We start from the raw sequence: 14525 nt of genomic DNA, 5'->3' as shown, positions 1-14525 counted from the left end.
ATTCATATTTATTCCACTGAAAACTTGTATTCTGTAACCGTGTGGTAGATCTCACCCGGATTGAGTTGTATGGATGGAAATCCTGGTTGGTTCGGTGTGTCCGGAAAATGCTGGGTCTCCAGACAAAACGCTGTTCGGAAGTCGTCCTTGGCACCAGATTTCAAAGTATTCTTTGAAGCCATAAAGTTTCCGCTGTAAAATTGGATTCCCGGTTCTTCGGTAAACACCTCCATGACAACTCCCGATTTATCCCCCACAACCTTTGCTGCTTGATGTAAGCCATTTTCATCGCTATTTAAAACATAGTTGTGGTCATACCCCTTGCCAAATTCCAGTTGTTCATTGATTGCTTTAATACGCTCACCAATCGTATGAGGCTTCCTAAAATCGAAGGGGGTTGAGGCTACATCACTCAACTCTCCAGTGGGAATGAGTCCTGCATCAACTGGGGTGAATCGGTCCGCATTGATTTGCAGCTTATGGTCCAAGATTGAACCGCTTCCTTCCCCATTGAGGTTAAAATAGGCATGGTTGGTTAAATTTACCACCGTAGGTTTATCCGTAGTCGCTTCATATTCAATCTTAACCGCATTTTTTTCAGTGAGCGAGTAGATTACCTTCGCTTGTAAATTCCCGGGGAAACCTTCTTCCATATCAGGAGAGGGGTACGTTAAAATCAATGTATACCCATTGGGTTGTTCGGCATCCCACACCACATCTTGAAATCCTTTGTAGCCCCCATGTAGGGTATTTTTATTGTCGTTGGTAGGCAGGGTATATTCATTTCCGTTTATGGCAAACCTACCATTTGCAATACGGTTACCTACCCTACCAATGGTTGCCCCAAAATAGGCTTCGGGTGATTCCATGTATTCCTTAATACTACCGCGACCTATGTTTACGTCAATTGCATTCCCATTTTTGTCTTGCACAAAAAGGCTTATGATGCGTCCCCCATAGTTGGTCATCGCCATTTTTAAATCCTTCCGCTGCAACCAGTACAGTTTTACGGATTTACCATCAATTGTTGTATCAAAATCTTCATCTTTTATGGTACTGAATATTGCGGCTGCTAGGGTATCGCTTTTGTTTTCCTGTTTTGTTTTGCACGATATACACAATAGAACTATAAACAAAGCTATTGCCCGTCTGAGAATTTTAATTTTTGACCGAATGATCATTTCCCCTCATCGTTTAATTTTTTAATTAAATCAACTTCATCTTGTCTATAGGGAGTACCGTCCTTTCTAAATATGTCGTGAAACCATTCAACAGGCTCAGCTCCATCTTCAATGGGAGTGTTCCATGCATATATGGTGTTGGATTTTCCATTGACCAACCCCCAGTTAATAGCTCCGATATTCTCCTTTTTGAGAACAGGCAAAACATTGGAGAATCTGCTGTTGTTGGTCCGTGCCATATATTCGGTACAGATCATGGGGCGCCCATGTGTCTTTAGCAAATTGATTACATGCTGGTGTTTTTTCTCATCATCATAATGGTGATAGGTAAGAATGTCTGAATTGGCTGCCTGGAACTCATTGAGTTCCTGAAAATCCCAGCGCCAAAGGCCTGCACTCAATGGTTGGCTCGGATTGACTTCTCGTGCCCAAGTGAAAATCGCTTTTAACAGGGGCATGGAACTTGTGAGTTTGTCCGTGTTCCCGGGTTCATTGTAAAGATCCCACAGAAGTACACGATCATCATTGGCGAAAGTGTTCAGGATATCCTTTACATAGATTTCCAAGGCTGCAAAATTTTCTTCATTCTTGGATGCCGGGTCTCCCGGATCTTGCACCCATCCCGAATTATGGGTTCCTGTAACGGGTTCAGGTTGCTTGCCAATTTTTGGCTCTTTCCCCCAAACGTCATCAAAGAACACAAACATGGTTTTGATACCGTGCTTGTCTGCAATTTCCAAATAGGTTTCCATATTTTTCTTGAAGTCCTTTGGATTTGCTTTATAGGCCAAACTGTGCAGGTATACTCTCATGGTGTTGAACCCTATACCTTCGGCATAGCCCAACTCACGATCAATAGTCTCTGGGTCAAATGTGCTGGATTGCCACATTTCCAATTGGTTAATTGCTGTACTGGGAACAAAATTGGCACCGGTAATCCATTTTTGTTTGGCGTACCATTCACTCGCTTTTTCTTTTGACCATTTATTCTTTTCCAGAACATTTTCTTGGGCATTTGCCACAAGGATTGCACATAAAAACAGCCCAGTAATCAATATTCGCTTCATAATAATCTTGTTATTTTTTGATTCACACTTAAATATTTTTGAGAGCTTAGGTTTTGGAATTAGCATCGACCTTGAAATTGGAATAGGCTATTCTGTGTGGGGAAGTTGAACAATAGAATTACCGGGCCTTTTTCAAAGCCCGATAATTTCCATCAACTAAACTCAAACAATCTAATTCAAACTAACTAACACTCGTACTCAATTAATTCTTGGTTTTATTTTGGTTTTTTTATGACTTTTTCCAACGGCCATGGCTCACCAAAATCCGGTCTGCCCTCTTTATCCCAACCAAATCGTTGTATCCGTGTACTCCGCTGGGAACATCCCAATTTGGGTTTGTCCTTTGCATGATACACCAACCAATGTTCACTGGGATCATTGGAGGTCGTTATACTATGGTGGCCTGGACCATACACATTGTTTTCTGTGGAAAATTCAAAGACCGCTTTAGAAAACCGCTTCCAAGAAGAAGCTTTGGTAAAATCTGAATCCTTCTTGGCCGCCAGCATTCCCAAGGAATAATTATCGTCCCAACAGGCTCCAGCCGAATACACAATAAAGACCTCATCCCCTGGCCCCTCCAAAAATGAAGGTCCTTCCAGAATACTTCTTTCTCCGGTTTTCTCCCAGTCATATTTGGGTGCAGCCAAAATGGTTTCATCGTCATTTAAGGTCCAAGGGTTGGACATGGTGGCGATGGCTATATCGCTGTGGTCATCTACGTAGGGTGAATACATGAAATACCTTTTATCGCCATATTTGAAAATAGACCCGTCTATTCCGCAGTATTTTGTGTTGATTTTCCCCCTATCAATCCACTCCCCTTGCATTGGATCTTGATGGCTGTTCTCCAGAACAAAGACATATCTGGAGTGATCTCCTTCATTGGATGCATCAGCAGCGGTGTAATAGATGTACCACTTTCCATCCACATGATGAATCTCTGGCGCCCAAATGCAACAACTGTTTTCCCCCTCACTGGGAGCTTTCCATACTGTTTTTGAACCAACGGTCTTCACTTGGGTAAGGTCTTTAGTGGACCAAAGTTCCAAGCGGTTTCCCCTTGTTACCATGAAATAGTAATATCCATTGTCATGCAGCATGGTATAGGGGTCGGCTCCGTCCTCAAGAATGGGATTGGTGAATGTGTTTTTATCCTGACCTATTCCCATCTGAAAGAAGAAAATGGAAATCATATAGACCAGTATGTTTTTTAAACTTTTCAAACTCTCTTGTATTGGTTGAATTATTGCATCCTATTCGGAGGGAATTTCAATGACATCTTCCACAGATCTAGGTGTTCCGATGACGGGATAGCCTTCCCCACTCCATTGAATCATTTGCATCCTAGGTGAACGATGCGAACCGCATCCTTGGCCTGGTTCTGAATTCGCGTGGTACAGAATCCAATCCTCTTTTCCGTTAGGTGACTTAAAAAAGGAGTTGTGCCCGGGACCATACACTCCATTCTCCGGGGACTGTGTGAATATGGGTTCATCAGACTTAACCCAAGCGTCTGGGTCCAATAAATTGTCCGTTCCGGTAAACGTCAACAATCCCAACGAGTAATAATCGGTCCAACATCCACTTGCAGAGAACACAATAAATATGTTGTCATCATGGGACAAAAATTGTGGTCCTTCGTTCACATATACCTGTGGAGGGTTACTATCGGAAGTGCCTTCATTCCAATGCCTTTCCCATTCATGGGTTGGTGACGAAATTTTTACACGGTCTCCTTCAATCTCCAAAGGGTTTTTCATTTTGGCGATGAAAATATCTTGCTGCCCGTTGGCATCGCCTTCCCAGCCGGACCAAATCATATACAATTGCCCATTATGTTTAAAAACATTACCATCAATGGCCCATTTGTCCGTAGCTGCGGCTATCTTTCCCTTAAACTCAAAAGTGCCTTGAAACGGGTTTTCGTTCGAGTTTTCCACAGCATACATTCTGTGGGTCTCATTGTTCCCATCATCTGCAGCAAAATACACGTACCACTTTCCATCAATAAAATGCACTTCTGGCGCCCAAATATCATGGGAGTACAATGTGCCCTCTGGTGGGGTCCAAATTGTCTTGGTTTCTGCTTCACTAAGATTTGCCAAGTTTTTCACTTTTCTCAAGACCAGTTTATTGCCCTCTGTACTGGTGTAATAATAGTATCCGTTATGGTAAATGTTGAACGGGTCCGGGCCAGATGGCAACAATGGGTTGGTGAACGTCTCTTTCTGGGGTTGTTCACTTTCTGCTGCTTCTTTTTTTTCTGTCCGCTCCTGACATGAAATCAAACAAAAGCCCAATACCGCAATAAGGGGTCCATAAACTATTGATTTTCTCCTATTTTTCATTGAATTCTTCTTTAACAATCTCAAATTTCTCAACTAGTTGGTTATATTCTTTTTTTGAAATAGCGATCATGCAACCGTGCCTAACCTCTTTGGGCAATGCATATTTATCCCAATCACTATAAAATGTATATCCTGATGCTTGATACCACGGGCCATTCAAATTATCGGCCACGGATAGCCCGTAGGAAACCCCTGGATATTGCTCATAATACAGGTACCAAACTTTATTGTTTGGGGAGGGAATTAGAGTTGGTGCCTCCCTAAAATTTGGGCTTATGGGATCTGCTGGAAAGGAATACGGTCCCAACAAGGAATCTGACCTTGCAATTCGTATGGTCTTTCCAGTTGGCCAGTACAAGGTTGGATAGGTTTCATCCTTTATGATTGCAAAATAGGTGTCCTCTACCTTTCTGATGATAACGTCAATGGTGCCAATGTTCCAATCAAAAAGTTTTTTGGGGGTGTCGGAAAATGTCTTCAAATCCTTTGAAAGCACATACAAAGTCCTTTGACTTGCCCAATACCGTTCTGGGTCCGTTTTGGTGCCTTCTTTGTGCGGTGTATGCCAGGTCATGACAAATTGCGCCGAAGCTTCATCATAAAAAAGTTTAGGTGCCCCAATACGCTGTAACGCCTCTGAATAATCCGGAGTTTGTTTAAGGTTGGGCGTATATACCCCGTGTTTCTTCCAGCTGATCAAGTCATCAGAAACCCAAATATTGATATCAGGTGAAGAATCACTGGTATTGCCCAAAATATAGTACTTTCCGTCTGGCCCTTTGCAGATATCTGGATGGCCTTGATATTCATCAAAAACTCGTTCCCCATTGTTCAAACGTTGCCAATGCAGACCGTCCAAGCTAACGGAGTAATATAATCGCCCATAATCCTCATGGGTCATGTGGGCAAAAAGATAGGCCTCATTTTTTGGCGACTCATTTTGGGAAACCTGCCCCGGTATATCGGGTTGCTGGGCAATTAAGTCCGCAGACCCCATTAGAGCAACTAAAAATAATATGCGACACACCAAGTTCATCTTCAAATTCTGTCTTCTTTCAGTTTGGTTCATGTTGATTGGTTTTTATGGTACGCGTCTGATTTCCCACAAAATCATACACATTGATTTGTTTTACACTTTTTGTGGGGACAAAAATGCCCCTTGAGGACTGGGTTAAATATCCACTACCATACCCTATTTCCCTTCGTTCATTCTTCCCATTATCCAATATCATTTCGAGCGATGTTTCATCGGTTTGAAGCGATATAAATTCGCCCTTTGATGCTACTGAAGTCTTTAGTAATTGTACAAGAGCATCGTTATTGGTGACAACGAAAAGATTTTCATTACCCGCATTTATCATCCCCAGCGCTTTTTGGTCATAATCCAAGTACAGCCCAGAGTTGGATTGCGGAACATAGGTGAAATCCCCATTTCCATTTCCGAACAACAAAGTGCCCAAAGAAGCATTGTATGGTCCTGTGTAGGTTTCAAAAGATTCTGAATTACCCACAAGTAGCACATCTAAAAACCCATCTGCATTAAAGTCATTGGCCAGCGTTCCAAAAACAGGAGAGAACTGCACTTCGTTAGGCAACGGTTTTAGAACAAACTTTGAATTTCCTTTGTTTTCTATGTAGCAACTGCGCATTTCAGTGGCAGAAAGTACAATAGCGCTTTCCAGTTCTTTTTTGCTGAAAATATCATTTATGGAAGCTTTTGAATAAGCATCATATGTTCCAAACCGCTTGTGGGTGAGGCTCAATTGTTCTTGCATTACATCCCGAACAGCCACAGGAACATCCTCGCCGTTTTTAGAGTAGCTCACAATGGGATCGTTGGTGCCATTATGGTCAAAATCTGAGCCATATACTTTTAAAGGCCTATCTGGATAGGCTTTATACTGACTGTTTAACCCAAGATTCCCTGCGATATAATCCATGTCCCCATCTTGATCAAAATCGCCGGCGGTTATGCTGTTCCACCATCCACTTGAATTGGGAATTGTGGCTTGTTCATCCCATTTTAGTGTTCCTTCATGATTCTTAAAGAAGGTTATGGGCATAAATTCACCCGCCACCACTAAATCATACCATCCGTCCAAATTATAATCAGTCCACAAGGCCGCGCTTACCATGCCCACATTTTGTAACCCATCCACCATATGGGCCACATCATTGAAAATCCCATCATCATTTTGCAACAAATAACTGTCCGGTGATTTTGGAAATTCGCCGACAGCAACCCTGCTTCCCCTAAAAATATCCAAGTCTCCATCGCGGTCATAATCGGCGGCTACCACAACACTGCCGCTAAAGCGTGTTTTGGGAATCAGGTTTTGGGACCGGGACATATTACCTTTGCCATCATTTAAATACAACCGATCGTTGTAGATATAGTCATCTTCCTTTAGGTTAACACTGCCGCCACTTACCACATACAAATCATTATCCCCATCATTATCGGCATCAAAAAGAAGCGCACCCATATCTTCCATATTGTTCTCCCCTTGGGGCAAGGCTTCAAATTTTCCCGGTGTTTTTTGAAGGTAGATGGTTCGCAATCGTTTGGAATCCGCTCCTATAAAAATATCATCGAGGCCATTGTTGTCCACATCGGCTATGGCCATGCCCGGAGAAAGTTGGTTGTATTGCTGATGTAGGGAGAAGGTGCGTTTGAACTCATCAAAAGCGTACTCCTCATGTTCGTAGGTCAATCCCAAACTATCTGCTTTCAACAGTTGAAAAACTTGTTGCTCTGAAGGTTGGGCAACCAAATGCTGTTCTTCTTGCGATGCATACTTTATGGTATGAAGGGTATCCGGAGCTAAATCATGTAACTGTTGAATTGTGCCATCGGTCCAAACCACTTCCACCCTAAAACTGGTGTTGTTCCCCAACCCAAATGAGAGTATGGGATCCACAGAGGACATATACCCTCTTACCGGTAGGTTTTCCTGATATTTTAATTCCCCGGAAGGAAGCAAGACCCTCACCTTTGCACCAACTTCTTTACTTTGACCTGTATCGGATTTTAATTGAAGTCGCACAAAATGGGATTCGTTTTTGATTTCAGTAACTTCAGAAGTGGAGGATGAAATAAGCTCGTTTCGGTACAAACTTGCTTCGGAATCGATATTGTTGAACACCAAATCAAGGTCGCCATCATTGTCAAAGTCTGCATAGGCCGCACCATTGGAATAGGTGCTTTCTTGAAGTCCCCAGGTTTCCGAAGCATTTTTAAAGGTTAAATCTCCATTATTCTTGAATATAAAGTTCTGCAGTTGTATTTCTGGAAGCTCATACAGTTTTTTGATTCGATTCTGACGTGCTTCCTCTTGGTTCTTGCCTTGAAAAGCTGCTTCTTGGTTTAGATACACTGCATAATCCAAATTGGTAATATCACGGCGATAGCCATTGGTGACCACCAAGTCTTTTAATCCGTCATTGTCAAAATCGGCCAGCAAAGGAGCCCAGCTCCAATCTGTGGCATGAATGCCGGCTAGCTGGCCTATTTCGCTAAACCGAAGACTACCTTCTTGGTTGTTCCCTTGATTGATTTGCAGGACATTTCTAACATACTCCTCTTGATAGCCAAGACCTTTAGCCATGCTAAAAAAGTCCCTGTTGGTCTTCATGACCATCATTTTTCTTCGCTGCTCCTCTTCAGGCAACATATCCACGACACAGATGTCTGGAAGTCCATCATTGTTCACATCCTGTATGTCCACTCCCATACTGTTGTATGAAGTGTGCTTTAAATACTCAGCAGATTTGTCCACGAATGTTCCATCATGGTTGTTGATCCAGATATTGTCGTTGGAGACAAAATCGTTGGCACAGTACACATCAAGCCATCCGTCTTGGTTTAAGTCTGTTACGCAAACCCCCAATCCATGGCCCTCTTTTAGGATACCTGCACCAAGAGTCACATTTTCAAAGCTTGGATGACCATCTACAAATCCATTGTTCCGGTACAACCGATCATTTGATGGGCTCTCACCATTATTTCGCTTTTTATGTAGTTGGTTTCGACCTGTTTTTTCCATGGCGTTGCTAAGAATGTAGCAATCCAGATCGCCATCTTTGTCATAATCGAAGAAAACCGATTGTATGGAAAATCCATCATCAGCAAGGCCATACGCATTGCTCAACTCTTCAAAAATGGGAATTCCTTCAGCGTTGTTCCCTTGGTTGATGAACAACAGGTTGGACCTTTCTTCTTTAGATCCCGTTGCATGGGCGACGGCCACATACATATCCAACAAGCCATCCTGGTTGACATCTGCCACTGAAACCCCGGTGCACCATTTAGTGGTGGCAACACCAGCTTTTTCAGTAACTTCAAGAAAGGTAAAGTCACCCTGATTGATATACAATTGCGAGGACACCAGATTTCCCGCAAAGAAAATATCTTGAAGTCCATCTGCATTGAAATCCCCTATTCCCACACCAGCGCCGTTGAAAAGCACATCATATTCCAAAGCATTGAGGGTATCACTTTCAAAAGGTTGAATTTGATTATTAAAATCAATTCCTGAGTGTGTACTGGATATCCGTTTGAACATCTTTGGTTGAGCATCATTTTCAGAACAAGCTGCAAAACATAAACAAAGGGCAGTAGCGCTCAAAAGCATGCTCCTTTGCCTTGTTAAAAATGTCCGTATTAAACTGCACCTCCCCATCGATGAAACGATATCTTAATTATCCTTGAAGTTTTAATTGGAGACAAGCACCATTGCTTGATTACGCTTGCAATGGCACTTGCCTTCTCTTTATTAAATTTATTTATCGCTTACCAGCCTGGATTCTGTTCCAACGAACCTCCGTAGGCATCAATTTCCCGCAAAGGAATTGGCAAGTACTCTGATTTTCCCTTGACAAAGTTTTGGAACTCGGTATCAAAATCTGATTCTGCAGCCGAAAGGCTTGGATCAGGACCCGCAAGTTCCGGTCCAGCGATACCATAGCGTACCATGTCAACAAATCTTACACTTTCCCCAGCCAATTCAACCACACGATCGTGGCGTAACTGTAGCCTAAAATCCTCCTGATTCAAGGTCATGGGCAAATCATTCATGTTGGATCGTTGACGGACCAAGTTTGCATATGGAATGGCCTCTGGTGTTCTGCCCAGCTCGTTCAAGGCTTCGGCATACATTAAATACACATCGGCCAATCTAAGCACCCTGGTATTGATTCCTGAAAAGTAGCTTTCATAATCTTGCCAGTAGTTGGTGTACTTTCTCCAAAAACGGTCATTGGGTCCAGCACCTCTTTCAGCATAGGTTTGCCCATATAAAAGTTCACCTGGATGATCATAAGTCATGGTGTACTGCAGACGTGGGTCTTCATTGCCATCACTATCGGTTTCACTCAAGAATTGGTTTAAGAGCCATTTGGTAGGTTGACCATCGGTCCAACCCAAAGGACGAACTCCAAAAAACTGTGCACGCTCACTGGTTTCATCTCCAGAAGCATTGTTATACGTAGGAAAACCACCGGTCTTCCCGTTGTTATTGACAAACTGTATTTCAAAAAGGGACTCTTTGTTGTTTTCGAACTCCTCTGTAAAATTATCCTTGAAATCTTCCATTAAGTCATAAGTTCCTGGTACCATGGCAATGATTTTCTCAAATTCAGCTGCTGCTTCACTCCATTTTTTCTGTTGCAAATAAGACCTTCCTAAATAACCTATAGCTCCACCATACGTTGCACGTCCAGTATCAGCCCCCGTATAACTTTCAGGTAGTCCTGCAGCGGCAGCAATGAAGTCTTCTTCAACTAAAGCCCAAACTTCCTCGATGGTTCCTTGTGGATAACGCGTATTGGCATCCTCAATGCCAGTAACCAATGGAACACGACCCCAAAGTGTAGCCAATTTGTAGTAACAATGCCCTCTTAAAAAATGGGCTTCGGCCACAATTCTGGCCCGTAGCGATTCATCCATTTCTATGTTTGGCACATTTTCAAGCACCTGGTTTGCTTTATAGATGGTTCTATATAATTCTCGCCAAACCTCAAGTAGCCATGGGAAGTCGTAATTTATGTTCACGTGTCTACCCACATTGGCGAGGTCTGTCCATGGACTCTGGCTATAGCCCTCATCCGAGCGCATGTCATAGTCAAATATTTCCCACAGACTGAGTTCGCGGTTCTGGATTCCAGAGTATACTGCATTTATACCAAGTATGGCATCCTCCTCCGTCTGCCAGAACGTATCTGGCGTAGGAGCATTTGGATTCACTTGGTCCAAAAGGTCTTTTTCGCATGAGACGGTCATCCCAAAGAATACCATCAATACTATTATTTTTCTTATTTTTTCCATTCTTTGAAGTTTAAGTTTTTAGTTGATTAAAATCCTATTTGAATCCCCAATATTCCTGTTCTCAATGAAGGGAAATTCCCGTTGTCAAATCCTCTGTTCAAGAAATCACCGTTTCCATTGGCTCCAACTACTTCTGGGTCATAACCGGAATAATCGGTAATGGTGAAAAGGTTTTGTCCTGTCATATACAATCTAAGCTTATTTAAGCTGAGTTTGCTGATGACTGCTTCTGGAAAGGAGTATCCTATTTGTAGGTTCTTTAACCTAAAGTAATCCCCCTTCTCCACATAACGGTCAGAATTCTGGGTAGGGTTAAGTGAAGAATCCAAGTGTTGTGGTCTAGGAATAAGATTTGAAGTGCCCTCACCCGTCCAGAAGACATCTCCGACCAAATAGTTGGCGTTGTCATCATAGCGCTGAGACCACCATTTTTGCTCATTAAAGATGCTGTTTCCAGTAACTCCAGCGAAAAACGCCGTCATATCAAACCCTTTATAACCAAAATTCAAGTTTAAGCCGTATTCAAAATCCGGTAGGGCCTTTCCAACCACGGTTCGGTCATCAAAATTGATGACTCCGTTGCCATCATTATCCACATACTTTACATCACCAGGGCGAGCACCGGGCTGTACACCCCATGCATCAATCTCAGCTTGGTTTTGAAATATACCTGCAGTTTCCAACACGTAGAAAGATGCCACTGGTTCACCAACTGCAGTACGCAAAATCTGTCCTTGTCCAAAAATGGGCAAGTTCCCAGCTTCTTCAACCAAAGCCTTTACCTCGTTCTTCAAGAAAGTACCATTGGCCAAAATCCCAAAACTAAAATCATTGATGACATTCTGGTAACCTAGACTAAGCTCCAAGCCCCTGTTCTGTACCTGACCTACGTTGGCCAATGGGTCGCCACCTGTGTTACCGGAAGACAAAGGTATTGGCACAGCCAATAGTAGATCTTCAACATCAGCTATATAATAATCCGCAGTAAGGCTCAATCTATTTTGAAAAAAGCCCATATCCACACCAATATTGGTGGTGGTTTTGCTTTCCCACCTTAGATTTGGATTTACCAACTGAAGGTTGGTGGCACCAGGAACCACTTGGTTGTTGAGTACATAGTTTTGGTTGTATCGAAGTACGCTTTGGGTCGCGTAATTGTTGATGGCCTGATTACCTACAATACCCCAACTTCCTCGAAGTTTTAGGTTACTGAATACACCGTTGTTTTCCATAAATCCTTCTTCACTAATTCTCCAAGAAGCGGATACTGAAGGGAAATTGGCATACTGGTTGTTTTTACCAAACTTAGAAGAACCATCTCGTCTAAAATTGAACAATAGGGTGTATTTATCATCAAAAGAGTAGTTGAAACTACCAAGAAAAGACCGTAGTCCGGCAACTTCCTCCCTACCTTCAGTACGTGGGCTGGTAGTACCATTATCCTGTACCCAGAACTCTCCACTCAACCCTTCGGTATGGGCAAAATTATAGGTAAAATTGTCTTTTTGGGTAGTGTAACCCACCAATGCAGAAATGCTATGTTTTCCAAATGTCTTGTTGAAATTCAAGGTGTTTTCCGCTAGAATATTGAAAAACTCTGTGTGGCGATCATCCAAAAAGGCTGCTCCGGGAGTATTCTGTCTCAACGCCCCAGCTCTTTGATAGTATTTTTCTCTGATTTGTGCATAATCCAGACCAAGATTCAGTTTATACTTTAAAAATGGGAAAATCTCAAATTCAGCAAATGCGCTACCAAGTACTTTACTGGTAACCGCAGTATTGCTGTAATGTTCTTGTAATCCGATTGGATTGGTCGCGAAAGTTGAATTGTTATCGTCCCCATAGCCATAGCCACTTTCATTATTGGGGTCGTACACTGGTATCGTGGGTAACATCCAGACCACATCAATAAACGGGTTGCCGTTTACCCTGGTTTGAGTGCTTCGGCTCATGGCAATATTTTCACCAAAGGTGAATTTCCCCTTCTTGGTTTGGGTATTGACCCTAATCTGATAACGCTCAAACTCAGGGCCGATGATAGCACCTTCTTGATCGAAGTAGTTCAATGAAATAAAATAGTTTGAATTTTCGGAACCCCCTGAAAGGTTTAGATTATGCTCAGAAATAGTTCCGGTCTTGAACAATTCTTCTTGCCAATCGGTATCCACTCCTTCCCTAAGATTTAGGGGCGCATCGCCATTATTGGTATAGGCAAGATTGTTAATTTCCCTGAACTGCTCGGCATTGGTCAACTTTAATCTTTTGTTTATGGTCTGGAAGCCATAATAAAAATCATAATCCACTTTTAATGGACCCGGTCTTCCTTTTTTGGTTGTTACAACAATGACCCCGTTCATTCCCCTTGATCCATACAACGCTGTTGCCGCAGCATCCTTAAGCACTTGTATCGACTCAATATCGTTTGGGTTGAAGTCAGACCCTAGGGCAGAAATCAACATACCATCCACTACATAAAGCGGAGAATCTTGACCCGAAAATGAATTCAATCCCCTGATTTTTACGGAAGAAGAGGTACCGGGCGCACCAGTTGAGGTAACGGTTACCCCAGCTGCCCTACCCTGCAACATCTGACCGACATTACCAGCGGGAGCTTTCAACATTTCGTCCGTATCCACAACAGATACAGATCCCACAATTTCACTTCGTTTAACACTTTGGTAGCCAATTACCACTACCTCATCCAAAAGGTTATTGTCTTCTGAAAGCACAATGTCAATCGACCTTCTATTATTAACATCTACAAGCAATTGTACAAAGCCAATATAACTCACCGTGAGCTGCCCATCCGCTGGCACGCCATCTAGTTGAAAGTTTCCATCAAAATCCGAAGTAGTCCCTTGCTGGGTACCTTGGATAACAATACTGGCCCCAGGTAATGGAGCACCCTGGGTATCCGTAACGCTGCCCGTAACCGTCAGTTGTTCTTGTGCATGAACATAGCTGTGTGCGCACAACAAAAGGATTGGCAGTAACGCCATTTTAGTTAGTCTAGTTAGCTGTTTTTTCATTTGTCCTTAATTTTAATTTAAAGTTGGTATTCCAAAAAAGCATTGGTTCGTTGTCAATTTATCAATCACACATACTGTTAATTGATATAATTTGAATAAACAAATCAAATAATTTACATATTGATAACACCTATGGATCTGTTCCAATCTATCATACAAATCGTTCATACTTTAAGAAACCGTTAAGGATTTGGCCTTTTTGAAATAAATTATTGCATGTTGAGACAAATTGTTGTGCCTGACCAAAACAAAAAAAGCAACATAAATTATAATTTAACTCTTTGTTTTTTAGCATTTTACAACCAACAAAGCATCTATTTTTTAAACCTTGGGTGTGTGTATAGTACACAAGAATGGACCGACTGGAGAAAAGTTGGTTTGACTGGTTTTTTACACGATTTCTGTATTTCTAGCCCTATTTTACTACGGAGTCTCACCTCTTTTTCAGATAGTGTCACATGGTATGCATCGAAAATAATTAAAAGGAAAGTCTGGCCTACTGTTTAGCAAAGGGGACAGGTTTTATAGGTCAGGCTGGGAGTGGATTGGATGAATTTACCCAAAAGATTACC

At 42.3% G+C, this 14525-nt stretch carries 8 protein-coding genes; all 8 read right to left on the bottom strand.

Annotated features, from left to right (window positions below; genetic code table 11):
* Positions 1 to 8: 8 nt before the first annotated feature.
* Complete coding sequence (locus FG28_RS13700) at positions 9 to 1181, bottom strand: aldose epimerase family protein (protein ID WP_051947328.1); 1173 nt, start codon at positions 1179 to 1181, stop codon at positions 9 to 11.
* Complete coding sequence (locus FG28_RS13695; protein WP_036383664.1) at positions 1178 to 2248, bottom strand: glycoside hydrolase family 2 TIM barrel-domain containing protein; 1071 nt, start codon at positions 2246 to 2248, stop codon at positions 1178 to 1180. The genes FG28_RS13700 and FG28_RS13695 overlap by 4 nt, the downstream gene beginning before the upstream one ends.
* A 215-nt stretch (positions 2249 to 2463) precedes the next feature.
* Complete coding sequence (locus tag FG28_RS13690) at positions 2464 to 3474, bottom strand: family 43 glycosylhydrolase (RefSeq protein ID WP_156102278.1); 1011 nt, start codon at positions 3472 to 3474, stop codon at positions 2464 to 2466.
* Between the two features lie 30 nt (positions 3475 to 3504).
* Positions 3505 to 4599 (bottom strand): family 43 glycosylhydrolase, encoded by a 1095-nt coding sequence (locus FG28_RS13685; protein ID WP_081894385.1) that lies wholly within the window; start codon positions 4597 to 4599, stop codon positions 3505 to 3507.
* A complete protein-coding gene (locus FG28_RS13680) occupies positions 4589 to 5668 on the bottom strand; it encodes a glycoside hydrolase family 43 protein (protein WP_231562630.1) in 1080 nt (359 codons plus the stop codon). The genes FG28_RS13685 and FG28_RS13680 overlap by 11 nt, the downstream gene beginning before the upstream one ends.
* Positions 5655 to 9164, bottom strand: a complete 3510-nt coding sequence (locus FG28_RS13675; RefSeq protein WP_197062602.1) for a VCBS repeat-containing protein — start codon at positions 9162 to 9164, stop codon at positions 5655 to 5657. Before FG28_RS13675 ends, FG28_RS13680 begins: the two co-directional genes overlap by 14 nt.
* A 227-nt stretch (positions 9165 to 9391) precedes the next feature.
* Positions 9392 to 10924: a RagB/SusD family nutrient uptake outer membrane protein gene (locus FG28_RS13670; RefSeq protein WP_051947324.1), complete on the bottom strand. Its 1533-nt coding sequence runs from the start codon at positions 10922 to 10924 to the stop codon at positions 9392 to 9394.
* A 26-nt stretch (positions 10925 to 10950) separates the two neighbouring features.
* Complete coding sequence (locus FG28_RS13665; protein ID WP_051947322.1) at positions 10951 to 13953, bottom strand: TonB-dependent receptor; 3003 nt, start codon at positions 13951 to 13953, stop codon at positions 10951 to 10953.
* Positions 13954 to 14525: the final 572 nt, after the last annotated feature.

It is taken from the genome of Muricauda sp. MAR_2010_75, from assembly GCF_000745185.1.
GTDB lineage: Bacteria > Bacteroidota > Bacteroidia > Flavobacteriales > Flavobacteriaceae > Flagellimonas.
This window is presented reverse-complemented; position numbering and strand designations above follow the sequence as displayed.